Below are 23,681 nucleotides of genomic sequence, written 5' to 3'. Positions count from 1 at the left end.
CCTGAAGAAAAATTAAAAAACTCTCTTTGTATATAATATTAAAAAAGAAAAAAATGAAAAACCAATTTCTGCTACTTGCATTGTCAGTAGTTTTATTTACTACCTCTTGCAAAAAGAATATAATTGTTGAGGGGCCTTCAACTGAAATACCTACAGGTTCGAATGCCAATGTTGTAGAGGTTACCGGTGAAATCTCTGCTAATACAACTTGGTCAGCAAGCAAAATTTATTTACTAAAAGGATTCGTGTTTGTAAGTGGAGGTGCTACATTAACTATCGAACCTGGAACGATAATTAAAGGTGATAAGGCTTCCAAAGGGACCTTAATCATTACTCGCGGTGCTAAAATTAACGCTACTGGTACTGTAGATAAACCAATTGTATTTACTTCAGCTTTGGCAGCTGGCGCACGTACCCATGGTGATTGGGGTGGTATAATCCTTTTAGGTAAAGCACCCGTTAACCAAGGTAATGATGTTAAAATTGAAGGTGGTTTAGTTCAACCTACAGGCAAAGATGAAAAGGCATACATTTTTTATGGAGGTACTGATGCGGCAGATAATTCTGGCACAATGAAATACGTACGTATCGAATTTGGTGGTATTGCTTATTCAGTTGATAACGAAATCAACGGTTTAACAATGGGTGGTGTTGGCTCCGGTACAACTCTTGATTATATTCAGATTTATCGTTCAGGAGATGATGCTTTTGAATGGTTTGGTGGTACAGTAAATGCGAAGCATTTATTAGCAATTGGTACTTGGGATGATGATTTTGACACGGATTTTGGTTATGCAGGTAATGTACAGTTTGCATTGGCACAACGTGTTTCAACCGTTGCCGATCAATCCCAATCAAACGGATTCGAATCAGATAACAATGGAACAGGTACCGATCAAACACCTAAAACTTCCGCAGTTTTTTCAAATGTTACTATTTTAGGCCCAATAAAAGCTGCTGGTGGTGCTTTTAATGCAAACTATTATCACGGTGCTCAAATCCGTCGTAATTCTTCAATCAGCATTTTAAATTCTGTAATTTCGGGTTTTCCAATTGGAATCTATATTGATGATACTAAAGTTGTTACCGCTGGTTCAACATCAACCAACTTTACTTCAGGCTCTGCAGTTTTTGCGAACAATTTAATGTATGGCAATAAAGCTGATATCAGTGTAAGTACTGCGGGAGCTTTAACAGATGTAACTAACTTATTAAAGTTAACAAGTACTTTCGATGGAAGTAAATATGCTAGTTCACTATTTGCTAATCCTTATATTTATGGAACGGATTTCGCAGCTAATGGTGCAGCTGGAAAAGCAGATTTTACTTATTCTGCAAACTCTGCAGCAGCAACTGGTGCTGCATTTACAAATGCAAAGGTTTCGGGATCTTTTTTTACTCAAGTAGCTTACAGAGGTGCTTTCGGTACCGAAAATTGGGCTGCAGGTTGGGCTGATGCTGATGCACAACTTTTAGCTTATACTACTCCAGGAGCAGTTAAATAATCCTTAAATTAAAGTAATAAAAAAGGTCTCGATTTCTTAAATCGAGACCTTTTTTATGGAATTTATTTCGCTTCAACCTCTTTCTTAACAATTACTTTTGCCTTTTTTATTACAACCGGTTAACCTTTTTTGTTTTTAGAGCCGCAGGTGTAGCTTGATCTTCTTTTGTAAATGGAGCTATAAAATCATCTTGAGTAACGAAAGTAACTTTTTTAGTTAATTGCTTTGTGAACTTTTCGATTCATTTTCAAAAAGATGAGCAGGCTCATTATTCTGTCTTAGGTTAAAATATGCTTTTGGCTAAACACAATATATGTTCTGAACCCATAATTATATGTTTTTGATTAAACAATATATGTTAAGAAGCTATACTTATAGGCTTCTGGCTAAACAATATATGTTCTGAAGCTATAATTATAGGTTATTGGTTAAATAATATATGTTCCTAACAGATAATTATAGGTTTTTTGTTAAATGATATATGTGCTTAACGTATAATTAGGTGTTTTTGATTTATCAATAACTGCTGTAAGCAGGTTTAATTAACTGGCACAAAAAGAAAAGTATTGGCAATAATTGAAAATCACTGCCATTACCGTTTTGTTATATATTTGTTTCGGTATTCTTTTTGTTTCTTGGGAATTGCTGCTTTAAGTCATCATAAATATCTTGCGTACCTGCAATATTTGATTTATTTGCACCTTTAACAGCGTTGTAAAAAACCAATGCTGATTCATAGGCTTCGCCACCAGCTACCATCATACAGTCATCTACCGCTCGTAAAAACTTACTTGCTTCGAGGTAAATTTCATACAGATCGGCTGCAAGTTTATAGTCTTTTTGTGTTTCGGTCACATCTAAAAAAGAGGGTACCAAATTGGGCGATTGTTTTGCGTGTGTAATTGCCCTGCCTACAAAGGCCAACGTTCTGTCTCCCATTTTTAACATGGTCTGGCGCTCATCTGCCGAAAGGTTAAAAATCAACACATCTTTAAGCGTTGTTCTTGCTTCCTGTAATTGTGCGGTAACTTTTGCCATTTGCTCGGCGGTAATTTCTGCCGAGATTTTGTTGTTTAAACTCATAGATTATATGTTATTTAATTGAAAAAATAATTTCAACCTAAACACAATTTGAAATGGCTGGTTTAATCAGGGCGGTAGCACAGAAAATTGCCACAACCTTGATTTACCTAATCAAATTGCGTATTTACCAATAAAATAAATGGGATGAGTTTTATTGCCGCTAAGGATAAGCTAAGTTTATCCGGGCAGATTATATGGTTCGTTAACGGTTTATTTAATTAACACAGCCAATATACTTATTTTTTTTGAAACAAATATTAAAAATGCGAGCGGCTCTACCCGGTAGATTTTTGAATAACGACTGTAAATTTTAGCTGTCGATTATCTACAGAAGATCAGAGGAAATTTACGATAAGCTTTTATTGAAACATTAAGCAAGCCTTGTTGGGTTACCAACAAGGCCTTTTTTATTTATTTCGCTTCAACCTCTTCCTTAACAATTACTTTTGCTTTTTTTATTACAACCGGTTTAGCTGTTTTTGCTTTTGCAGGTTCAGCACTGGTGATTTCTTCTTTTGTAAATGGAGCTATAGAATCATCTTGTATTTTGAAAGTAACTTTCTTTGCTAATTGCTTTGCAAACTTCTCAATTACCTTATCTGTTTTTTTTGCTTTGCCGTATTGATCAAGAAGATCTGTAAATGCAAGTACTAATTTGGATTCTAATTCTTTACGTAACTTTTTGCTTGTCGAATGATTTTTCGACTTCGATTTATTCTTTTTCATCTAAAATTAATGGGTATTTTCAAAGATAGAGAATCGGAAAGTTAAATTAATATTATCATTATGTTAACAGTCGGTTGCCAGCTTAACATGTAAAATATTTGTTTTAACTTATTTTAAATCAGGAAGTTTGTAGTCAGGAAAGCCTGGCTTGTCCAATTTTGATTAAAGTTTTTTTTGATTATTTATCTGCTAATTCTTCTTGGCAATAAAAGTGATAAACGAATACTGATGTAAATGTAATCTCATCAGAGATCAATCCTGAAGAAACAATAGCGAAAATAACTAAAAGTTATGGCCTGGTGCAATGGCTCCACCAAGATCTAAAGTATTTTGAAAACCCTCCAGGTATTGTAATAAATGTCGCTCGGCATTTGCATATGAGGTAAATGTAGATGCAGGTTCGTAAGCATCGGCGTCGGTTTTACTTTTATAAAAAGAATTAATTTGGAACACAAAAATATTCTCATCATTAATTGGCGACATAATTCTGGCCTTAATGGCATGGCCGTTTGCCTCAACAAAAAATTCTTTTAAAATGGTATATATTGTTGCAGACATAAAGACAAATTAAATTTAAACATCAGTTCAAAAATAAAAGTACTGTTATTAGCTGATGATTCAGCTTGTTATTGATAAGATAACATTAAATAAATATTAAATTAACATTGAATTAGCCCATAAGCCCGTTATCGCCTTATAGGTTCATAAGCATAAACTACCTGGTATTTACTGTCTTTAAGGTTGGCAGAAAGCTGTCCGATTTTTAAATTCTGCGCCTGTGGTGTAGGCTCACAATAAGAATATTTTTTGCCTTTATAAGTAATCGCCTTGCCTATAGGTGTATCAAATTGTACGGCAATGGTAAGGTGTTTAGGATACAATAAAGCGATCATGGGTAAATCGTATATTTCCTTTACCAGATAGAAAAACAGGGCCGCCCGGTCATCACAATCACTATAAGTACTTAATAAAGTTTGCTCTGGCGAGAAACGTTTTTCTTCACCGTAATTCTCACTATCATCTTCGTATAAAAAACTATAGCGGGTAAACTTCATCAAATAATCAACACCTTTTTTCTTATCCAGGTGTTTCAAATTTTCTTTTAATGTTGGAATGAGCGAACTATAGGTTTCTCTACTCAGTGGGATGTTAAAATAACTTTCAAAGTCGACTACCGGATAGTTTTTGAAAATGGTTTGTACATTTTCATTCACTTTAAGTTTAAAATGCTGTACTTTTTGTCGATAACTAAACGCGATATCTTTCTCCTGATAACTATCCGGTTTAAAATCGGGCATACGCGTTACTTTATAAGAGAAGGCGTTTTTTGCTTCCGGAACGGAAATTTTAACCGGCTTATAAGTATCAGCCTGTTTAAATAGTTTTCCATAATCGTGGTAATTTAAGCAGAGAAACTTTTTTCCGTCGACCATAAAAAAGGGGATATCACTAATATCTTCATCATTTCGCACATAAAAGATCACCTGATTATTCCCAACTGCCAGCCTGGCATCATAACCACATTTACTGAGCAAAAACCATTTATATAAGGTATACCGGAAATAATTGTTTGCTTTAGGACTGATCTCCTCAGCAGTTTTACGGATCAGCTGGTAATAAATCCAGTCATTTAAGTCGTATTTTTTCTGATATTCTTTTAATGAAGAAATAAGCGGTTCATAATCACCTGAAGAAATGCTGCTATAGAATTTCGAAACTTCGGCAGCACTAGCTGCATTTGCTGTGGGTATTACGGTTGTAGAATCCAGTTTGAAATTGAAAGTACCGTTATAAAAATCAAACGAATAGTTTTGCCCCATGGCGATGTTGCTATTCATCACCAAAAAAGCAAATAAAATAATGCTCGAAAATAATATGTAAATCCCTCGTATCAAACCACAACATATTTGGTTACATTAAATTTACTTATTATTAACGTTAAAGCAACAATTTCTTTATGTTAACAGGAGGCATAGTAACTAACCAGGAATTAACATTGAACTTTAAAAACCAACCTAATCATTTTTTAATGCGTAAAGATCTTTTCTTAAGTGTTTCAAAAGAGAAGTATTACAATCTTTGCAAGCAATCTCCTTTAAATGAATGGGTTTGCCAATACTGATTTTTAATTGATGGCCATTTTTGTTGAATAATTCTGAAATCAATTTGGCAGTTTGTAAAGACGGGTGTATGAATTTTAGCAAACTGAAAAAAATCCCGTTATTGCCATGAAAATAGACTGGAAGAATGGGTACATTGGCTTTAGAGATGATTTTTCCAACCACAGGATGCCACTCTCGGTCTGTAATCTGATTTTTTCTGAATTTATAAGAAGAAACTTCACCAGCGGGGAAAATAGCAACCGGGCTCCCGTCCTTTAAAACTTTCAAAGTTGTTTTTAATCCACTAATGCTTGATGCATCCTGAACTTTTTCGAAGGGATTGACGGCGATAATGCATTTTTCCAGGTTCGGGATTTTCTTTAATAGAAAGTTTCCCATAAACATGGTATCGGGACGGTGATTGGCTAGTGTGCTCAAAAGTGCAAGCGATTCAATTGCACCATAAGGGTGGTTTGCAATAGCTATAAATGCACCTTCTTTCGGGATGTTGGCCAAGTCTTCATCACTGATCTGAATGGTAACACCTAAAACTTTAAGGATATGGTTTGCAAATTTTTCACCTTCTAAAGTATCGGCATCTTTAATAATTCCGTTAAATTCATTAATCTTTAAAAAACGCATTAAAAAGGAAGCCAAACCAGGGATGGGAATTTTACAAATACCTGTTGCTTTTGAAAAATTTTCTTTAGAAATGACCGTCATAATGAGAATTCAAGATTGATTTCTATTCGAAAACCAACCTAATAAAAGATTATTTAGTTGAGCTAAATATAAGGGAGGGAAACATCCTGTTTTTCAAAGTCGAATGTTCATCATAGCTCATACAGAGTAGCTAAAGATAACGGAATAATATGAACAACTGCGTATTTATTCGTTAACAAATTGTATTGTAATTAATTCTATAAATAACATTTCATTAATACCAACTTAACAAGCTCACTATACTTTTGTGGCATAAATATTTGGTTAGTATTTATAAAGTTTAGGTTAGTTGATAATAAAAAACCCAGATGGATGTCTGGGTTTTTTTATTGAATGAAATTATAAGTTCTTGCCAAGTTTTTCCAGCATTTCTGGTGGAATATTGTGTGTATCTACAACTAAAAACCCATCCAGGCAATCAGAAAATTTAGGATCGATATTGAATGAAATAATCTTTGCATTAAGGTTCATATACTGCCTTAACAATACAGGGATTTTAATGTGCGAATTTTCTATGTCACCAATAATACTGTCTAAATCTTTAAAAGATTCACTACTGTCAACCAATGTATCAGTAGAAATTGGTAAAAGATCTGCTTTAAATTTATTTCTCGGTTTAACATACTTGGCCATCTCATAATCGAAATGGTTTTTTGTAATGTAATCAACAATTAAAGCTTTACTAAATTTAGAAAAATTGTTGCTGATACTTACCGGCCCGAACATATAGCGGTACTGTGGGTTATCAATCAGGTATTTTAAAATGCCTTTCCAAAGTAAAAATAAAGGAAGTGGCTTGCCCTGGTATTCTTTCCTGATCCACGATCTGCCAAGTTCTATCCCTTGGCGCAGCATAGGGTAAAACTGATCTTTCATTTTAAAGAGTTCAGAAAGGTAAAACCCACGGCGGCCCATGCTTTCTAAAATTTCGTCGCCCTTACCAATTCTGTACGCACCTACAATATTTTCTAAATCCCTATCCCAAATAAATAAATGGTTATAGTAAATATCGTAGTTGTCAAGGTCTATTTTTTTGTTTGTTCCTTCACCCACTTCGCGGAAGGTAATCTCCCGCAAGCGGCCAATTTCCCTTAAAATATTAGGAATCTTTAGTGTAGGAACAATATAAACTTCATAGTTTTTCTCCGTCCAAACCTTAAAATCCTCCAACTTTTCAACCTCACTTTTAATCAATAACCGCGAAGTTTCTTCAATAACCTCTGCAGGTTTCTTTTTAATTTTAAATAAGTTTAGTGGATTGAAGAGTTTTTTCTCCGTATCCAGTCCAATTCCTAGCGCATAAGTACGGGCCCTTAAAAAGTCCATTAACTTATTGCTGCTGTTCATGTGCGAAATTTCTGAAATCGCAATGGGCTTACCAATTCTTACCTTAATGGTGCGGCCATGTTTATTTAAAAACTCCGAAGGAAGTTTTGCCGTGCGCAAAGTAGGGTGGATGAAGCTTAAAATGTTAAAGAAAACACCATTATTACCATGAAAATAAATAGGTACAACCGGAACTTTAGCTTTGGCAATAAGCTTACCAACAACCGGATGCCACATTCTGTCGGTTACCTGCTGCGCATCCAATTTAAAAGTAGAAACCTCTCCGGCAGGAAAAATTCCTATCGGAATGCCATTTCTCAGCAAATCGAAAGTAGTTTTTAAACCACTGATGCTTGAGGAGTGCTGAACATTTTCGAAAGGGTTTACGGCAACAAAAAACTCATCCAGATTTGGGATTTTCTTTAAAATAAAGTTTACCATCACTTTTGCATCCGGCCTAACGGTGCATAAAAGTTTAACAAGAGCCAAACCTTCTACACCACCATAAGGATGGTTTGCGATGGCAATGAAAGGACCAGTTTTTGGGATGCTATTTAAATCGTCGTCATCAAATTCGATAGAAACGCCAATGGTTTCCAGTATCTTATCTACAAACTCTAAACCTTTAAAGTGTTGATTTTGAGCGAATACATCATTGATGTCATTCAGTTTCATGATCTCCATCATCAAACCCGCTAAACCTGGTACACCTAGCTTATCTATCTTTGTCGCTTTCGCAAACTCAGACGTAGTTATGATCTTCATATATAATTCTTATGGCGTTGATAAGCAAAACCTGCTCAGTTTTGCAATCCCAAAAATAAGATTTATATTTATAATACACATGTCATATCACATCAATGAGAATTTGGCTCAATAAAAATTTCGGTTTTAGCAAAGGAGAATTTAATGGCTTACTGTTTTTAGTATCCATTATTTTATTATTAAAGGCTATACCTTTATTATATAGTGCCTATAAACCTATTGAAAAAGATGATCCAAATCTGTTGAGCAGGATACAGAATATAACCTTAGCCGACGAAAAATATGCTTCTGAGATCCGCGACCGCATTGAAAATCCTGGCCGGGAAGATAACAGTAAACTTTTTAAGTTCGACCCTAATACTTTGGACGCAACAGGCTGGCAGCATTTAGGTTTATCGCCTAAACAGGCACAAGCCATAGTAAATTATACCCAAAAAGGTGGCAGATTTTACAAAGCCGAAGATTTGAAGAAAATGTATACCATTTCTCCTAAAATGTATGCAAAACTGTTGCCGTATGTAAACATTGCTAATCAGCAAGGTGATTTTTCAAAAAAGTTTACACCATTCGAAAAAAAGGAATATGTGAAAAAAGCCGCAGTTATTGTGGACATAAATCTGGCCGATTCTGCAAAATTAGATGAGATAAAAGGAATAGGGGGAGCTTTTGCAAGCAGAATTGTTAAATACCGTAATCGACTCGGCGGATTTTATAAAAAAGAGCAATTAATGGAGGTTTATGGTTTGGATGCTAATAAATATGCAGCAATAGAAAGTCAAGTTTCAATGAGTGCCATACCTTTAAAGCAAGTCAATATCAATACCGCAACTTTTAACGATTTAAAAGCAAATCCCTATTTATCGTACAAACAAATCAACGCCATTCTCCAGTATCGAAAACAACATGGTAATTATGTCGGTTCAACAGATTTAAAAAAGATCGTAATCTTAAATCAAGAGGTAATTGATAAGATTCTACCTTATATTTCCTTTTAAACGTTGATTAATTAATCTCCTAATTTGCTGTTCACAAGCTTTCCCACGATAATTAATTGAGATGTATATCTTTCAGTTTATATAATACGCATAGCCCAACAAGGTGAAAGCAATTATTCTCATCAACAAAACCCTATTATCGGTTTATTCCCCTATAGTGTGAAAAAATATAAAAAAACTTTTTCGGGTAATTTCGGGGTTTAAAATTAACCGATATACTAATTGAACCGAATACCATTTCATTCTGTAATTGCACAAATATTTTATGGTAATTAACTATGAAATAAATGTTTATAATTGCCTTCAACTAACTTAAAATATAATTTAATGAGCGTAAGCTTCGATTTTTCAGAAACAGAAACTCAGCAGAATGTGAAGGCCATGGTCCGCGATTTTGCTGAGAAAAACATTCGTCCGAATATCATGGAATGGGATGAGGCACAGCATTTCCCGATAGAACTGTTTAAGCAACTAGGAGAATTGGGTTTAATGGGCGTTTTGGTACCTGAAACGTATGGTGGCTCCGGATTGGGTTATCAGGAATATGTTGATGTAATTGTAGAAGTTGCCAGGGTTTGTGGTTCAATTGGCCTTTCGCTGGCTGCACACAACTCCTTGTGTACAGGGCATATTTTAGCATTTGCCAATGAAGAACAAAAACAGAAGTGGCTGCCAAAGCTTGCAACAGCCGAATGGATTGGTGCCTGGGGTTTAACCGAAGCCAACACGGGATCAGACGCGCTTAGAATGATGACCACTGCTGTTGAAGATGGCGACGATTATATTATAAATGGAGCAAAAAACTGGATTACCCATGGTAAAAGCGGCGATATTGCTGTAGTAATGGTACGAACAGGTGAGCAGGGGAGCTCGAAAGGGATTTCTGCCATTGTTGTTGAACGGGGTACACCTGGTTTTACAGCAGGTAAAAAAGAGAATAAACTGGGCATGAGGGCGTCGGAAACCACGGAAATGATTTTTGATAACTGCCGGGTACCTAAAGCCAATTTATTGGGAAATGTAGGTGAAGGTTTCAAACAGGCCATGAAAGTTTTGGATGGTGGAAGAATCTCGATCGCAGCATTAGCCCTGGGCATTGCCAAAGGTGCTTTTGATGCGGCAGTAGCCTATTCGAAACAACGCCAGCAGTTCGGGCAGCCTATTTCAAGCTTCCAGGGCATTAGTTTTAAACTTGCCGATATGGCTACCGAAATTGAAGCCGCTGAATTATTGATCCGCCAGGCCGCCGATTTAAAAAACAGGCATTTACCTATGACCAAAGAATCGGCAATGGCAAAATATTTTGCATCAGAAGTTTCGGTAAGAGTGGCCACCGATGCCGTACAGATATTTGGCGGTTATGGTTACACCAAAGATTTCCCGGTTGAAAAATTTTATCGCGATAGTAAATTATGTACCATAGGTGAGGGCACATCCGAAATACAGAAAATTGTAATTGCCCGAGAAATATTGCAAGGGTAGAAAGGTATAAGGTTTAGGGTTCAAGGCTAATGTCGATCACCCTAAACATTACGCCCTACACCTTCAATCTTAGAAACAACAAACCAAATATATTATGAGCAATCCGGACGGCTTAACCTCCTCCGGATTTTTTTTGTTCAATTTTCCCAAACCAACCCTTTATTGCCCTTGTTTTACTAATACTAAAGGTTAATTAAGTTTGGCGCATAACATCAGCTAATCAATTTAAACAATTAACCGATTAACGAGATGTATTAATGAACCATTGACTAATGAACTAAAATATGGCAAAGTATTCAGAAAAAGCTGGTGATAAAGTTGAAAAAACCATGCACGAAATGAAAGAGGGCAAGCTTAAAAGCGGCTCCGGTAAAAAAGTAACATCCAAAAAGCAAGCAGTTGCCATCGGATTATCAGAAGCAAGAAAAGAAGGAGCTAAGGTGCCGAAGAAAGGTTAAAACTTAAATACTAAAGCCGAAAGACCAAAGCGAATAGGCAAGGTGTGTAAACTATCTTCCCACATCTTTAAGCTTTAGTCTTTGGACTTTTCGCTTTCTGCTCATGTTCAGCTTATTGCGGTATATCTTTGGATGTTAAAATACTATCCACTACATACACACTAAATCCACGCCACGGTAGCGAATTTTTATATTCCTTATAATGTAATTCGTAAAACTTACCACTATTGGCCATCATTTTATCTGCTATTTCCTTATTTGCGATAGAAAATTCAAATTCATTATTCTGTAAAGTTCCTGTTTGTCTGGATTTTATACCGCTTTGAATCAATTTTCCTTCGTAGGTTTTAAACACATAGCCCTTTTTTACCACATAATTTAATTCGCCTGCTTTAACGCCTTCGCCAAAAACAAAGAAATAACGGTAGTAACAAATTGCAATTAATACAATAACAACTATTACTGCAATAATTGAGGTAACTTTTTTGCCTGTAGTCATAAATAATAATGTATATATAAATGTAGGTAATCAACAGATGAGTTTGCTTAATGATTTAAATTAAATTTCTTTTTTCTAAATCTTTCTAATTTTCAATCTTTTGCTTACATTTGCATCCCCGATAACAGGGGAAGAATTTAAAAACCACGAGAGGAGGTATTTCAGCGTTATGATCATTATCAACATTAAAGACGGCGAATCATTAGATAAAGCCCTTAAACGTTTCAAGAAAAAGTTTGAAAAAACTGGTGTATTGAGAGAACTACGTAGTCGCCAAGCATACGAGAAAAAATCCGTTGCTCGCCGTACTGAAATTAAACATGCTGTTTACATTCAGAACATGAATCTAGATACAACTTCATAGTTGTTTACGATATAAATATAAAAAGTCCTTCTGATTAAAATCGGAAGGACTTTTTTGTTTTAAAAGGAATCCAAAACTTTACAATAAACAATTAATTAATGATTTCTTTATATCAAAACTATTTGTAACTTCATATCAATGCCCGTAAAAAGATATTGAATGTTGCTAAAAAGTTTTATCACATATTTAACTCACGAGAAGCGCTATTCTCAACATACCATCGGCGCTTATCAAACAGATTTAGATCAGTTTGAGGCATACATCAATGATAGTTTCACGCTCAGTTTCCTTGAAGTTAAGCATACCCATCTAAGAAGTTATATGGTAGAATTGATGGAGCAGGAAGTATCCGAAAATACCATCAACCGCAAAATTTCAGCTTTAAGAAGCTTTTACAAATTTTTATTAAGAGCCGGAAAGATTGACCAAAATCCGACTGTATTAATTAAAGCCCCTAAAATTCCCAAACGGCTTCCAGTGTTTATTGATTCGCAAAAGATGGATCAATTGTTGGATTCTGAAAATTATTTCAATGAGAGTTTTCCTTCTGTACGCGATCATCTGGTAATTGAACTGCTTTTTGGTACCGGTATGCGTTTAACCGAGTTACTTCAGTTAAAAGAAACAGATATTGATGTGTATTCGGGAACAATCAAGGTATTGGGTAAAAGAAATAAGGAAAGAATTATACCCGTAAATAAACAGCTTATCAATCAGGTTGATACCTATATTAACCTAAAAAAGTTGCAAAACTTTAATAACAATTTGCTTATCTTAATCGTTACCAATGCAGGTGCGGCGGCATATCCAAAATTAATATACCGCATTGTTACCTCATACCTAAACCACATATCAACCAATGAAAAGAAAAGTCCCCACGTGCTTCGGCATAGCTATGCAACAAGTCTGCTAAATGCAGGAGCAGATTTAAATGCAATCAAAGAACTTTTGGGCCACGCAAGTTTAGCAGCAACCCAGGTTTATACCCACAATTCGATCGAAAGATTAAAAACAATTTATAAACAAGCCCATCCAAAGGCGTAAAAAAAGGAGGAAAAATGAAAATCGGAGTTCAATCAATCCACTTCAGTGCAGACAGTAAGTTGTTAGATTTTATACAGAAGAAAGCGAACAAGCTAGATCAGTTTTTCGACCAGATCATTAGCGGAGAAGTGTATTTAAAGTTAGAGAACGTAGAAGACGAGGCCAATAAAATCAGTGAGATAAAACTCATTGTACCAGGTGGTACCCTCTTTGCAAAGGAACAATGTAAATCATTTGAAGAAGCCACAGATCTGGCGATCGAATCGTTAAGAAAGCAGATCACTAAACATAAAGATAAAACGCGCGCAAAATTAAGCGAGCATAAAGCAATTTTAACCGAAAGCGAAGCTGCTGACTACTAACATAGTCTGGTTTTATAAATAAAACGGCAACATCATTCATCATGGTGTTGCCGTTTTTTTATTGAAATACATTTTCATGGTAAACATTTTCTCCATTATAATGATCAATCAAAAAAATGATTAACTAAGTAATGTTTTGAAGTTTTTTAAGAAACATATACTATTTGAATTAATCAGCTAAGTGTGTACGCATGTTTTAACCAACTAGGTAAAAGCGTAAAATAAGGGTTAAGGCTAAAAACCGATTCACATTGCTTAAAACGTATTAAAAGTTAAAAATAATAATGCATTTTTATACAATAGCAAAGGGGCTGATTATGAAGTATCTATTATTGTAAATCGCGGCTTTTGGGTTAAAACACTAAAAAAGTTCTCTATTTTTTTTCAAATTTATTTTGAAGTGAAATATAAGTGTGTATATTTGCATTCCCTTTCGGAAACGGTGTTAAGCCAATCAGAAAAGGGTTGTTCTTTAAAAAGATAAAAGTTTTAAAAAAACACGTTGATAGTATGAAAAATGAAGATTTTTCGTATCATTGCACAAAATTTAAAGCCTCCTTAGCTCAGCTGGTAGAGCAACTGACTTGTAATCAGTAGGTCATTGGTTCGATTCCGATAGGAGGCTCTTTTTATTTTAAAGTGTTAGCATTTTGAAGTAAAAAATGGGGAGATTCCAGAGCGGCCAAATGGGACAGACTGTAACTCTGTTATCGCAAGATTTCGAAGGTTCGAATCCTTCTCTCCCCACACTTTAAATGAATGACCAAATGTTTTAATGATAGAATAAATCTCTCATTCTTTCATTCAATCAATCACTAGTTTTTAAAAGCGGAAGTAGCTCAGTTGGTAGAGCGATAGCCTTCCAAGCTATAGGTCGCGAGTTCGAACCTCGTCTTCCGCTCCAATAAGATTAGAAAAGTGGGCAGTTATTGGTTACAGTTTTAATTTGGTTAAAACTAAAAGGCTGGAACTGGAAACTAAAAAGCCGACTTAGCTCAGCGGTAGAGCACTTCCTTGGTAAGGAAGAGGTCATGGGTTCAATTCCCATAGTTGGCTCAGGATAATAAAGCTTTGTTAAATCTGTTTAATATGCAGTGTAGACAAGGTTTTTTGTGTTGCATTGCATCAAAACAATAAATAAAAATTAATAAAAAGTTAACCTACTAATTAGTTATAAATAAAATGGCAAAAGAAAAATTTGACCGTAGTAAACCGCACTTAAACATCGGTACAATCGGTCACGTCGATCACGGTAAAACAACTTTAACAGCAGCTATTACAAAAGTTTTAGCTGATGCAGGTTTATCTGAGGCACGTTCATTCGATTCAATTGACTCAGCTCCTGAGGAAAAAGAAAGAGGTATTACAATTAATACTGCGCACGTTGAGTATTCAACTGCAAACCGTCACTACGCACACGTAGATTGTCCAGGTCACGCGGATTATGTTAAAAACATGGTTACAGGTGCGGCTCAAATGGATGGTGCTATTATCGTTGTTGCTGCTACTGATGGTCCAATGCCACAAACTCGTGAGCACATCCTATTGGCTCGTCAGGTTGGTGTACCTTCATTGGTTGTATTCATGAACAAAGTGGATATGGTTGATGATCCTGAATTATTAGAATTAGTAGAAATGGAAGTTCGTGAATTATTATCGTTCTACGATTTCCCTGGTGATGATATTCCTGTTATTCAAGGTTCTGCTTTAGGTGGTTTGAACGGAGATGCTAAATGGGTAGCAAAAATTATGGAATTAATGGATGCTGTTGACAGCTACATTCCAATTCCTCCACGTTTAACTGAGCTTCCATTCTTGATGCCTGTTGAAGATGTATTCTCGATCACTGGTCGTGGTACTGTAGCAACTGGTCGTATTGAGCGTGGTGTAATCAACTCTGGAGATCCGGTTGAAATCTTAGGTATGGGTGCTGAGAACTTAAAATCTACAGTAACTGGTGTTGAGATGTTCCGTAAGATCTTAGATTATGGTGAAGCAGGTGATAACGTAGGTTTATTGTTACGTGGTATTGAGAAAACTGATATCCGTCGTGGTATGGTAATCTGTAAACCAGGTTCAGTAACTCCTCACACAGATTTCAAAGCTGAGATCTATGTATTATCAAAAGCAGAAGGTGGTCGTCACACTCCATTCTTCAACAAATACCGTCCTCAATTCTATTTCCGTACCACAGATGTTACTGGTGAGATTTCACTAGCTGAAGGTACTGAGATGGTAATGCCAGGTGATAACGTTACAATCACTGTAAAGTTGATCAACGCTATCGCAATGGAAAAAGGTCTACGTTTCGCTATCCGTGAAGGTGGTAGAACAGTAGGTGCTGGTCAGGTAACTGAAATTTTAAAATAAATTTTAAATTCCGATTTATCGGAACTTAAATAAATAAGAAAAGCAAAGTGTTTGAGCACGCTTAAGCACTTTGCTTTCTAATTACGGGAATAGTTCAACGGTAGAATAGAGGTCTCCAAAACCTTTGATCAGGGTTCGAATCCTTGTTCCCGTGCTCAAATTAATGATTGAATTAGTGAATGTTTTAATGATTGAATGTTTTTTCATTCTTTCGCTCACTAACTCAATCATTTAATCATTATAATATGGCTAAAGTAGTTGAGTTTATAAAAGAATCGTACGATGAAATGACCAATAAGGTTACATGGCCTACTTGGGGTGAATTGCAGAGTTCTGCAATCCTTGTATTGGTGGCTTCTTTAATTATTGCATTGGTTATTTTTGCAATGGATAAAGGATCTACATTTGTGTTAGATACTTTTTATAAATCACTTTCTAATTAATATTTACTAATGAGCGATCTAAAGTGGTACGTTGTAAGGGCTGTTAGCGGAAAAGAGAAGAAAGTAAAACAGTACATAGATGCTGAGATCAGCCGTTTAGGTTTCTCTCATTTGGTTCCACAGGTATTAATACCAATGGAAAAATATTACCAGATGAAAGATGGTAAAAAAATTGCCAAAGAACGTAACTTTTACCCTGGTTATGTTTTAATCGAAGCTACATTAGACGGAGAGTTAGAGCACATCATTAAAGGAATTAATAGCGTTATTGGTTTCCTTGGTGATAAAGCTGGTAATCCAATTCCAATGCGCCAGGCAGAAGTTAACCGTATTTTAGGTGTGGTTGATGAAATGAGCGAACAAGGTGAAACCATGAATGTTCCTTATTATGTTGGCGAAGGCATTAAAGTAATGGACGGGCCTTTCAATGGTTTCTCTGGTATTATCGAAGAGGTAAATGAAGAGAAGAAAAAACTAAAAGTAATGGTTAAAATCTTTGGTCGTAAAACACCGCTTGAGCTTAACTACATGCAAGTGGAAAAAGAGTAAAATTTTATTTTTAAATATATAAAGCCTTAGAATTGTTTTCTAAGGCTTTTTTGTTTTAGATATTTTAGGAAATTATGATTCGTTGTTTTTTATATCTTTAAAAAAATATAATCCAAATAGCAATGAAAGGATTCGTGGTATTTTTGATTTGTATATTTTGCTTTGCTACGGTTGGTTTTAGTGCGGATCGTTATTTAATTACACCGTTAGTTGATACGGCGGTTATCCTTAAGAAAATACAAGCAGATTATTCTACTATTAATAATCGTTTAAGATTTTATAAAAAGAAAGTTAAAAACGCTTCATCAATGTCGGCAGAGGGCGGGGAGGTAATAGGTTACTACGATAAACAAACGCTAAAAAAGATCCATTGTATCTTTTATGGCGAAATGGGAAAGACGGAAGAAGATTACTATATTAATGCTAATGGTTTATATTTTCTTTTCAGAAAGGAAACATTTTATGATAAGCCGATGTACCTGAAAGATTCTAAAGTTAAAAATACGTTCGAAACCAGATATTACCTTTATGATCACAAATTGATAAAGGCTATAGTAAGGCCGAATGCTTCCATCGCATTATCAAATAATGAAATAGTTGGAAGGCATAAGGAAGTTTTGGATATGTTGAATACAAAATAAATATATTTTTCTCAAACTATTGTGGGACTGTAAGATTATCCATATCTTTGCAGTCCTTTAAGCTTTATAGGAGCTATAAGGAATTAAATGTTACATGCTTCCAATATTTAACATTGAGTTTTAAATAAACAAAAAACACAAAATGGCAAAAGAAGTCAGTGCAATGATCAAATTACAGATCAAAGGCGGAGCGGCAAATCCATCGCCACCAGTAGGACCTGCATTAGGTGCTAAAGGGGTGAACATTATGGAGTTTTGCAAACAGTACAACGCTCGTACCCAAGATAAAGCAGGTAAAGTATTGCCAGTTGTAATTACTGTTTATGCTGATAAGTCATTCGATTTCATCATCAAAACCCCTCCTGTAGCTATCCAATTAAAAGATGCTACTAAATTACAGAGTGGTTCTGCTGAGCCTAACCGTAAAAAAGTTGGATCGGTGACCTGGGACCAGATTAAAGTTATTGCTGAAGATAAAATGCCTGATTTAAATGCATTTACAATCGAATCTGCAATGAGTATGGTTGCTGGTACAGCACGCAGTATGGGAATCACCGTTTCTGGTGACGCACCCTGGAACAATTAATTAAAAAACAGTTTACAACAGTGGCGAAATTAACTAAAAATCAAAAAAAGGCACACGCTAAAATAGAAGCTGGTAAAGCTTATACTTTACAGGCTGCTGCTGCTTTGGTAAAAGAAATCACTACCACTAAATTTGACGCATCAGTTGATATTGATGTATCTTTAGGTGTTGATCCGCGTAAAGCGAATCAAATGGTACGTGGTATTGCTACTTTACCACACGGTACAGGTAAAACTGTTCGTGTTTTAGCTTTAGTAACTCCTGATAAGGAAGAAGAAGCAAAAGCAGCCGGCGCAGACTTCGTAGGTTTAGACGAATATGTGGCTAAAATTGAAGGTGGTTGGACCGATGTAGACATTATTATCACAACACCAGCTTGTATGGCAAAAGTAGGTAAATTAGGCCGCGTTTTAGGTCCAAGGAACTTAATGCCAAACCCAAAATCTGGTACAGTAACTAACGAAGTTGGTAAAGCTGTAACAGAGGTTAAAGCAGGTAAGATTGATTTTAAAGTAGACAAAAGCGGTATTATACACGCTTCAATAGGGAAAGTATCATTCCCAGCAGATAAGATTTATGAGAATGCACTTGAAATCATTCAGGTAATTTCAAAATTAAAACCATCTGCTGCTAAAGGAACTTATTTTAAGAGCATTCACGTGTCTTCTACAATGAGTCCTGGAATTGCAATTGAAACAAAATCAGTAGCGGGGATTTAATCATGAACAGAGAAGAAAAAAACGAAGTAGTTTTAGAACTACAAGGACAAATGCAAGAGTATGGCAATTTTTATATTGCTGATACTTCTAGCCTTTCTGTTGAGCAGATTAATAACATCCGTCGCAAATGTTTTGAAGGTGATATCATCATGAAAGTTGCTAAAAACTCTTTAATCCGCAAAGCGATTGAAGGTTTAGACGGCGACGCTTCTGAGATATACGATGCCCTTAAAGGTTCATCATCATTATTATTCTCAAAAACAGCAAACGCTCCGGCTAAGTTGATTAAAGCTTTGAGAAGAACATCTGATAAACCATTGCTTAAAGCAGCATTTATAGATTCATCAGTTTATGTTGGCGATGACCAATTGAATAACTTAGTAAGCTTGAAATCAAGAGAAGAGCTTATCGGAGATATCGTTGGATTATTACAATCACCAGCTAAGAATGTTATATCTGCGCTTAAATCAAGCGGAGGCAAAATTGCAGGAATTGTTAAAACTCTACAAGAGAGAGAAGGTTAACGAACACCTTAAGTTCGCAATAAAACAAAATTATTTTTACGTAAATTTTTAAAATCTTAATAAAATGGCAGATTTAAAATCGTTTGCTGAGCAATTAGTAAACTTAACCGTTAAAGAAGTTAACGAATTAGCTCAAATCTTAAAAGACGAGTATGGTATCGAGCCTGCAGCTGCTGCTGTAGTTGCTGGTCCTGCTGCTGGTGGTGATGCACCTGCTGCTGCTGCAGAAAAAACATCATTTGATGTTATCTTAAAAGAAGCTGGTGGCGCTAAATTAGCAGTTGTGAAACTTGTTAAAGACTTAACTGGCCTTGGTTTGAAAGAAGCAAAAGACTTAGTAGACGGAGCACCAAAAGAATTAAAAGCTGGTGTATCTAAAGACGAAGCTGAAGCTCTTAAAAAACAATTAGAAGAAGCTGGAGCAGTAGTTGAGATTAAGTAATCACTTAACTTAGCTAAGCTAAAAATGTATTAGACACCGACTGAAAATGTCGGTGTCTTTACCTGTTTATAAACATCTCATTTTGTTTGGTTAATGAGAATGCTTGAAACCGAAACCAAACAAATAGTTTATTCTTAAACTAAAATCTTTTAGTCCATTGGCAAAGACAGTCGAACAAAGAGTAAATTTTGCAACTAGTAAGCACATTATAGACTATCCGGATTTTCTGGATGTGCAATTGCAATCATTCAGAGAATTTTTCCAGATAGATACCACATCAGACGATCGCTCTAGCGAAGGTTTGTTTAAAGTGTTTGCTGAAAACTTTCCAATAACAGATTCAAGAAATATCTTCGTATTAGAGTTTCTTGATTATTTTGTTGATCCGCCACGTTACGATATACACGAGTGTATTGAGCGTGGATTAACCTACAATGTTCCATTAAAAGCAAAGCTTAAGCTTTCTTGTAATGATGTAGAACATGAAGATTTTGAAACCATTATCCAGGATGTGTATTTAGGTACAATCCCGTATATGACACCAAAAGGTACGTTTGTTATCAACGGTGCAGAACGTGTTATCGTTTCGCAATTACACCGTTCTCCAGGTGTGTTCTTCGGCCAAAGCCGTCACACTAATGGAACCAAATTGTATTCTGCACGTGTAATTCCTTTCAAAGGTTCATGGATCGAGTTCGCTACAGACGTTAATAACGTAATGTACGCTTACATCGATCGTAAGAAAAAATTCCCGGTTACCACTTTATTACGTGCTATCGGTTACGATTCTGATAAAGATATCTTAGAACTTTTTGATCTTGCTGACGAAGTAAAAGTTAGTAAATCTGGTTTAAAGAAATACATCGGTCGTAAACTGGCTGCAAGGGTATTGAAAAAATGGGTTGAAGATTTTGTTGATGAAGATACTGGTGAGGTAGTTTCTATCGACCGTAATGAAGTGATTCTTGAAAGAGAAACCGTTTTAGAAGACGAACACATTGATATGGTTATCGAGGCTGGCGTAAAAAGCATCATCTTATCAAAAGAAGATGGCGCAAGTCAGGCTGATTATACCATTATATATAATACATTACAGAAAGATACATCAAACTCAGAAAAAGAAGCTGTTGAAAACATCTATCGTGCTTTGCGTAACGCAGAACCACCTGATGAGGAAACTGCTCGTGGTATCATTGATCGTTTATTCTTCTCGGATAAACGTTACGATTTAGGTGATGTTGGTCGTTACCGCATCAACCGTAAATTGAAAATGAATACGCCTGATGAGGTTAAAGTATTAACAAAGGCAGATATTATTGCAATTGTGAAATACCTGATCAAGTTGATCAACTCAAAAGAAGAGGTAGATGATATCGATCACTTGTCTAACCGTCGTGTACGTACGGTAGGTGAGCAATTGTACGCACAATTTGGTGTTGGTTTAGCCCGTATGGCCAGAACAATCCGTGAGCGTATGAATATTCGCGATAACGAGGTGTTTACACCAACTGATTTGATTAACGCCCGTACGTTATCATCGGTTATCAACTCGTTCTTTGGTACTAACCAGTTATCTCAGTTTATGGATCAAACCAATCCATTGGCCGAGATTACGCACAAACGCCGTTTATCGGCTTTAGGTCCAGGTGGTTTATCACGTGAGCGTGCCGGTTTCGAGGTGCGTGACGTTCACTATACTCACTATGGTCGTTTATGTACTATTGAAACTCCAGAGGGACCGAATATTGGTTTGATTTCATCACTTTGTGTGCATGCAAAAATCAATAATCTAGGTTTCATTGAAACACCATACAAACGTGTTGAAGATGGTAAAGTAGTTGTAGATTCAGACGTGATTTACTTATCTGCAGAAGATGAAGATGGTAAAACCATCGCTCAGGCAAATGCAGAATATGATGATAAAGGTAACTTTACAACACCACGTGTTAAAGCGCGTTATGAAGGTGACTTCCCGATTATTGAGCCTGAGAAATTAGACTTAATGGACGTTGCGCCTAACCAGATTACTTCAATTGCTGCTTCGTTGATTCCGTTCTTAGAACATGATGATGCGAACAGGGCTTTGATGGGATCGAACATGCAACGCCAGGCCGTACCATTGTTACGTCCTGAAGCACCAATTGTTGGTACAGGTTTAGAAGGTCGCGTGGCACGTGACTCAAGAACTTTGATCAATGCTGAAGGTGACGGTGTTGTAGAATATGTGGATGCTAACGAAATTACCATTAAATATGAGCGTAACGAAGATGATCGTTTAGTTTCATTTGAAGGTGATAGCAAAACATATCGTTTAATTAAATTCAAAAAAACCAATCAGAATACTTGTATCAACTTAAAACCAATCGTTAAGAAAGGTCAGAAAGTTACTAAAGGACAAGTACTTTGCGAAGGTTATGCAACTCAAAACGGTGAATTGGCCTTAGGTAGAAACTTGAAAGTGGCATTCATGCCTTGGCAAGGTTTCAACTTTGAGGATGCGATTGTAATCAACGAGCGTATTGTTCGTGATGACGTTTTCACTTCATTGCATATTGAAGAGTTTGAATTAGAAGTACGTGATACTAAACGTGGAGAAGAGGAATTAACACCAGATATCCCTAACGTTTCTGAAGAGGCAACTAAAGACCTTGATGAAAATGGTATTATCCGTATTGGTGCTGATGTAAAAGAAGGTGATATTTTAATTGGTAAGATCACTCCAAAAGGAGAATCTGATCCTTCACCTGAAGAGAAATTACTACGTGCAATTTTTGGTGATAAAGCAGGTGATGTTAAAGATGCGTCTTTAAAAACTCCTCCTTCAATCCAAGGTGTGGTAATTGATACTAAATTATTCAGCCGTGCTAAGAAAACTACAAAAGCTGAAGAAAAATCGGCAATTGAGAAATTAGACAAAGGATATAACAACATTACTGAGAAATTAAAAGCAGAACTTGTTGACAAATTATTCACTATCGTAAACGGAAAAACATCTCAGGGTGTATTTAACATTTACAAAGAATTATTGGTTGCCAAAGGCGCTAAATTTACTCAGAAAATTTTAGCAGAACTTGATTATAATCACATTAGCCCTAATAAATGGACTACTGATGATGATAAAAACGAGTTAATTAAAATGTTGCTTCACAACTACGGTATCCGTGTTAACGAAGAACTTGGTGCTTACAAACGTGATAAATTCGCGATCAGTGTAGGTGATGAGCTTCCTTCAGGAATCGTACAGATGGCAAAAGTTTATGTTGCTAAAAAACGTAAATTAAAAGTAGGTGATAAAATGGCAGGTCGCCACGGTAACAAAGGTATTGTTGCACGTATTGTACGTGATGAAGATATGCCTTTCTTAGCTGATGGTAGTCCGGTTGATATTGTGTTGAACCCACTGGGTGTACCTTCACGTATGAACCTTGGTCAGATCTACGAAACTATTTTAGCTTGGGCTGGCCAGGAATTGGGTGTTAAATTTGCAACTCCGATTTTTGATGGTGCTACTCATGATGAAGTAGAAGAGTGGATTGCTAAAGCCGGCGTTCCTGCTTCAGGAAAAACTTACTTATATAATGGTTTAACAGGTGAGCGCTTCGATCAGACTACAACTGTAGGTATTATCTACATGTTGAAATTAGGTCACATGGTTGATGATAAAATGCACGCCCGTTCAATCGGACCGTACTCATTAATTACACAACAGCCATTGGGTGGTAAAGCTCAATTCGGTGGTCAGCGTTTTGGTGAGATGGAGGTTTGGGCATTAGAGGCATTTGGTGCAGCTAATATCCTTCAGGAGATCTTAACCGTTAAATCGGATGATGTAATCGGAAGGGCCAAAACTTACGAAGCCATTGTTAAAGGTGAAAACCTACCAACGCCAGGTGTACCAGAATCGTTTAACGTATTGGTACATGAGTTACGCGGTTTAGGTTTAGATATTACATTAGATTAATTAAGCCGAAAG

23 protein-coding genes and 5 tRNA genes are annotated in these 23,681 nt (G+C 36.0%); 21 read left to right on the top strand and 7 right to left on the bottom strand.

The features are described 5' to 3' along the window. Positions 1-53: 53 nt before the first annotated feature. On the top strand, positions 54-1,505 hold the full coding sequence (locus ASE74_RS23420; RefSeq protein ID WP_055914921.1) for a hypothetical protein: 1,452 nt from the start codon (positions 54-56) through the stop codon (positions 1,503-1,505). Between the two features lie 603 nt (positions 1,506-2,108). Here the strand turns inward: ASE74_RS23420 and ASE74_RS23415 are convergent. From ASE74_RS23415 to ASE74_RS23390, 6 genes are all read right to left on the bottom strand, one after another. Then, positions 2,109-2,588 carry a hypothetical protein gene (locus ASE74_RS23415; protein WP_055914918.1) on the bottom strand — a complete coding sequence of 160 codons (480 nt, stop codon included), beginning with the start codon at positions 2,586-2,588 and terminating at the stop codon, positions 2,109-2,111. Positions 2,589-2,999: 411 nt separating this feature from the next. After that, the gene (locus ASE74_RS23410; RefSeq protein WP_055914914.1) at positions 3,000-3,314 is read right to left on the bottom strand and encodes a hypothetical protein; all 315 of its coding nucleotides are present in this window, start codon (positions 3,312-3,314) and stop codon (positions 3,000-3,002) included. Between the two features lie 282 nt (positions 3,315-3,596). Next, positions 3,597-3,872 carry a hypothetical protein gene (locus tag ASE74_RS23405; protein ID WP_055914911.1) on the bottom strand — a complete coding sequence of 92 codons (276 nt, stop codon included), beginning with the start codon at positions 3,870-3,872 and terminating at the stop codon, positions 3,597-3,599. A gap of 128 nt (positions 3,873-4,000) precedes the next feature. Continuing rightward, a complete protein-coding gene (locus tag ASE74_RS23400; protein ID WP_055914908.1) occupies positions 4,001-5,152 on the bottom strand; it encodes a hypothetical protein in 1,152 nt (383 codons plus the stop codon). A 177-nt stretch (positions 5,153-5,329) separates the two neighbouring features. Beyond that, on the bottom strand, positions 5,330-6,139 hold the full coding sequence (locus tag ASE74_RS23395) for a lysophospholipid acyltransferase family protein (RefSeq protein ID WP_055914905.1): 810 nt from the start codon (positions 6,137-6,139) through the stop codon (positions 5,330-5,332). A gap of 339 nt (positions 6,140-6,478) precedes the next feature. Continuing rightward, on the bottom strand, positions 6,479-8,230 hold the full coding sequence (locus tag ASE74_RS23390) for a lysophospholipid acyltransferase family protein (RefSeq protein WP_055914902.1): 1,752 nt from the start codon (positions 8,228-8,230) through the stop codon (positions 6,479-6,481). Between the two features lie 95 nt (positions 8,231-8,325). Here ASE74_RS23390 and ASE74_RS23385 point away from each other — a divergent pair, with 95 nt between their 5' ends. The 3 genes from ASE74_RS23385 to ASE74_RS25030 all read left to right on the top strand — a co-directional run bounded on the left by ASE74_RS23385 (position 8,326) and on the right by ASE74_RS25030 (position 11,165). Continuing rightward, on the top strand, positions 8,326-9,225 hold the full coding sequence (locus ASE74_RS23385; protein WP_055914899.1) for a ComEA family DNA-binding protein: 900 nt from the start codon (positions 8,326-8,328) through the stop codon (positions 9,223-9,225). Positions 9,226-9,552: 327 nt separating this feature from the next. After that, complete coding sequence (locus ASE74_RS23380) at positions 9,553-10,707, top strand: acyl-CoA dehydrogenase family protein (RefSeq protein WP_055914896.1); 1,155 nt, start codon at positions 9,553-9,555, stop codon at positions 10,705-10,707. A gap of 284 nt (positions 10,708-10,991) precedes the next feature. Then, positions 10,992-11,165 carry a DUF6496 domain-containing protein gene (locus ASE74_RS25030; RefSeq protein ID WP_200912349.1) on the top strand — a complete coding sequence of 58 codons (174 nt, stop codon included), beginning with the start codon at positions 10,992-10,994 and terminating at the stop codon, positions 11,163-11,165. 112 nt (positions 11,166-11,277) lie between these two features. Here the strand turns inward: ASE74_RS25030 and ASE74_RS23375 are convergent, their stop codons facing one another. After that, complete coding sequence (locus tag ASE74_RS23375) at positions 11,278-11,664, bottom strand: hypothetical protein (RefSeq protein WP_055914892.1); 387 nt, start codon at positions 11,662-11,664, stop codon at positions 11,278-11,280. A gap of 169 nt (positions 11,665-11,833) precedes the next feature. Between ASE74_RS23375 and rpsU the strand changes: the two genes are divergently transcribed. The 17 genes from rpsU to rpoB all read left to right on the top strand — a co-directional run bounded on the left by rpsU (position 11,834) and on the right by rpoB (position 23,669). Next, the gene (gene rpsU, locus ASE74_RS23370; protein ID WP_025143268.1) at positions 11,834-12,028 is read left to right on the top strand and encodes a 30S ribosomal protein S21; all 195 of its coding nucleotides are present in this window, start codon (positions 11,834-11,836) and stop codon (positions 12,026-12,028) included. A 159-nt stretch (positions 12,029-12,187) separates the two neighbouring features. Then, positions 12,188-13,072, top strand: a complete 885-nt coding sequence (locus ASE74_RS23365; protein ID WP_055914889.1) for a tyrosine-type recombinase/integrase — start codon at positions 12,188-12,190, stop codon at positions 13,070-13,072. A 14-nt stretch (positions 13,073-13,086) separates the two neighbouring features. Beyond that, entirely contained in the window at positions 13,087-13,434 is a 348-nt protein-coding gene (gene hpf / locus ASE74_RS23360) for a ribosome hibernation-promoting factor, HPF/YfiA family (protein WP_055914885.1), read from the top strand. Between the two features lie 552 nt (positions 13,435-13,986). Beyond that, positions 13,987-14,059: transfer RNA gene (locus ASE74_RS23355), tRNA-Thr, on the top strand. A gap of 39 nt (positions 14,060-14,098) precedes the next feature. Beyond that, a tRNA-Tyr gene (locus tag ASE74_RS23350) sits at positions 14,099-14,181 on the top strand. An 81-nt stretch (positions 14,182-14,262) separates the two neighbouring features. Next, positions 14,263-14,338: transfer RNA gene (locus ASE74_RS23345), tRNA-Gly, on the top strand. Positions 14,339-14,418: 80 nt separating this feature from the next. Then, positions 14,419-14,490, top strand: a tRNA-Thr gene (locus tag ASE74_RS23340). A 126-nt stretch (positions 14,491-14,616) separates the two neighbouring features. Then, positions 14,617-15,804, top strand: a complete 1,188-nt coding sequence (gene tuf / locus ASE74_RS23335) for an elongation factor Tu (protein WP_029279334.1) — start codon at positions 14,617-14,619, stop codon at positions 15,802-15,804. Positions 15,805-15,887: 83 nt separating this feature from the next. Continuing rightward, positions 15,888-15,958: transfer RNA gene (locus ASE74_RS23330), tRNA-Trp, on the top strand. A gap of 91 nt (positions 15,959-16,049) precedes the next feature. Beyond that, positions 16,050-16,247, top strand: a complete 198-nt coding sequence (secE, locus tag ASE74_RS23325) for a preprotein translocase subunit SecE (protein WP_025143264.1) — start codon at positions 16,050-16,052, stop codon at positions 16,245-16,247. A 9-nt stretch (positions 16,248-16,256) separates the two neighbouring features. After that, positions 16,257-16,796: a transcription termination/antitermination protein NusG gene (gene nusG / locus ASE74_RS23320; protein ID WP_025143263.1), complete on the top strand. Its 540-nt coding sequence runs from the start codon at positions 16,257-16,259 to the stop codon at positions 16,794-16,796. Positions 16,797-16,918: 122 nt separating this feature from the next. Beyond that, positions 16,919-17,437 carry a hypothetical protein gene (locus tag ASE74_RS23315; RefSeq protein ID WP_055914882.1) on the top strand — a complete coding sequence of 173 codons (519 nt, stop codon included), beginning with the start codon at positions 16,919-16,921 and terminating at the stop codon, positions 17,435-17,437. A gap of 142 nt (positions 17,438-17,579) precedes the next feature. Next, positions 17,580-18,023, top strand: a complete 444-nt coding sequence (gene rplK / locus ASE74_RS23310) for a 50S ribosomal protein L11 (RefSeq protein WP_010601094.1) — start codon at positions 17,580-17,582, stop codon at positions 18,021-18,023. A gap of 20 nt (positions 18,024-18,043) precedes the next feature. Next, on the top strand, positions 18,044-18,742 hold the full coding sequence (gene rplA, locus ASE74_RS23305) for a 50S ribosomal protein L1 (RefSeq protein WP_029279316.1): 699 nt from the start codon (positions 18,044-18,046) through the stop codon (positions 18,740-18,742). 2 nt (positions 18,743-18,744) lie between these two features. Next, positions 18,745-19,266 (top strand): 50S ribosomal protein L10, encoded by a 522-nt coding sequence (gene rplJ, locus ASE74_RS23300; RefSeq protein WP_055914879.1) that lies wholly within the window; start codon positions 18,745-18,747, stop codon positions 19,264-19,266. A 64-nt stretch (positions 19,267-19,330) separates the two neighbouring features. Continuing rightward, positions 19,331-19,708 carry a 50S ribosomal protein L7/L12 gene (rplL, locus tag ASE74_RS23295; RefSeq protein ID WP_029283246.1) on the top strand — a complete coding sequence of 126 codons (378 nt, stop codon included), beginning with the start codon at positions 19,331-19,333 and terminating at the stop codon, positions 19,706-19,708. 157 nt (positions 19,709-19,865) lie between these two features. After that, positions 19,866-23,669 (top strand): DNA-directed RNA polymerase subunit beta, encoded by a 3,804-nt coding sequence (gene rpoB, locus ASE74_RS23290; protein ID WP_055914874.1) that lies wholly within the window; start codon positions 19,866-19,868, stop codon positions 23,667-23,669. The last annotated feature ends 12 nt before the right edge of the window (positions 23,670-23,681 follow it).

It is taken from the genome of Pedobacter sp. Leaf216, from assembly GCF_001421515.1.
In the GTDB taxonomy this organism is placed as follows: Bacteria; Bacteroidota; Bacteroidia; order Sphingobacteriales; family Sphingobacteriaceae; genus Pedobacter.
The sequence above is the reverse complement of the archived record's forward strand: the minus strand, read 5'-3'. Positions and strand labels throughout refer to the sequence as shown.

Excerpts from the sequence above, each read along its gene's own strand:
- ASE74_RS23420 (WP_055914921.1), top strand. The coding sequence starts at position 54 with ATGAAAAACCAATTTCTGCTACTTGCATTGTCAGTAGTTTTATTTACT.
- ASE74_RS23415 (WP_055914918.1), bottom strand. The coding sequence starts at position 2,588 with ATGAGTTTAAACAACAAAATCTCGGCAGAAATTACCGCCGAGCAAATG.
- ASE74_RS23410 (WP_055914914.1), bottom strand. The coding sequence starts at position 3,314 with ATGAAAAAGAATAAATCGAAGTCGAAAAATCATTCGACAAGCAAAAAG.
- ASE74_RS23405 (WP_055914911.1), bottom strand. The coding sequence starts at position 3,872 with ATGTCTGCAACAATATATACCATTTTAAAAGAATTTTTTGTTGAGGCA.
- ASE74_RS23400 (WP_055914908.1), bottom strand. The coding sequence starts at position 5,152 with ATGAATAGCAACATCGCCATGGGGCAAAACTATTCGTTTGATTTTTAT.
- ASE74_RS23395 (WP_055914905.1), bottom strand. The coding sequence starts at position 6,139 with ATGACGGTCATTTCTAAAGAAAATTTTTCAAAAGCAACAGGTATTTGT.
- ASE74_RS23390 (WP_055914902.1), bottom strand. The coding sequence starts at position 8,230 with ATGAAGATCATAACTACGTCTGAGTTTGCGAAAGCGACAAAGATAGAT.
- ASE74_RS23385 (WP_055914899.1), top strand. The coding sequence starts at position 8,326 with ATGAGAATTTGGCTCAATAAAAATTTCGGTTTTAGCAAAGGAGAATTT.
- ASE74_RS23380 (WP_055914896.1), top strand. The coding sequence starts at position 9,553 with ATGAGCGTAAGCTTCGATTTTTCAGAAACAGAAACTCAGCAGAATGTG.
- ASE74_RS25030 (WP_200912349.1), top strand. The coding sequence starts at position 10,992 with ATGGCAAAGTATTCAGAAAAAGCTGGTGATAAAGTTGAAAAAACCATG.
- ASE74_RS23375 (WP_055914892.1), bottom strand. The coding sequence starts at position 11,664 with ATGACTACAGGCAAAAAAGTTACCTCAATTATTGCAGTAATAGTTGTT.
- rpsU (WP_025143268.1), top strand. The coding sequence starts at position 11,834 with ATGATCATTATCAACATTAAAGACGGCGAATCATTAGATAAAGCCCTT.
- ASE74_RS23365 (WP_055914889.1), top strand. The coding sequence starts at position 12,188 with ATGTTGCTAAAAAGTTTTATCACATATTTAACTCACGAGAAGCGCTAT.
- hpf (WP_055914885.1), top strand. The coding sequence starts at position 13,087 with ATGAAAATCGGAGTTCAATCAATCCACTTCAGTGCAGACAGTAAGTTG.
- tuf (WP_029279334.1), top strand. The coding sequence starts at position 14,617 with ATGGCAAAAGAAAAATTTGACCGTAGTAAACCGCACTTAAACATCGGT.
- secE (WP_025143264.1), top strand. The coding sequence starts at position 16,050 with ATGGCTAAAGTAGTTGAGTTTATAAAAGAATCGTACGATGAAATGACC.
- nusG (WP_025143263.1), top strand. The coding sequence starts at position 16,257 with ATGAGCGATCTAAAGTGGTACGTTGTAAGGGCTGTTAGCGGAAAAGAG.
- ASE74_RS23315 (WP_055914882.1), top strand. The coding sequence starts at position 16,919 with ATGAAAGGATTCGTGGTATTTTTGATTTGTATATTTTGCTTTGCTACG.
- rplK (WP_010601094.1), top strand. The coding sequence starts at position 17,580 with ATGGCAAAAGAAGTCAGTGCAATGATCAAATTACAGATCAAAGGCGGA.
- rplJ (WP_055914879.1), top strand. The coding sequence starts at position 18,745 with ATGAACAGAGAAGAAAAAAACGAAGTAGTTTTAGAACTACAAGGACAA.
- rplL (WP_029283246.1), top strand. The coding sequence starts at position 19,331 with ATGGCAGATTTAAAATCGTTTGCTGAGCAATTAGTAAACTTAACCGTT.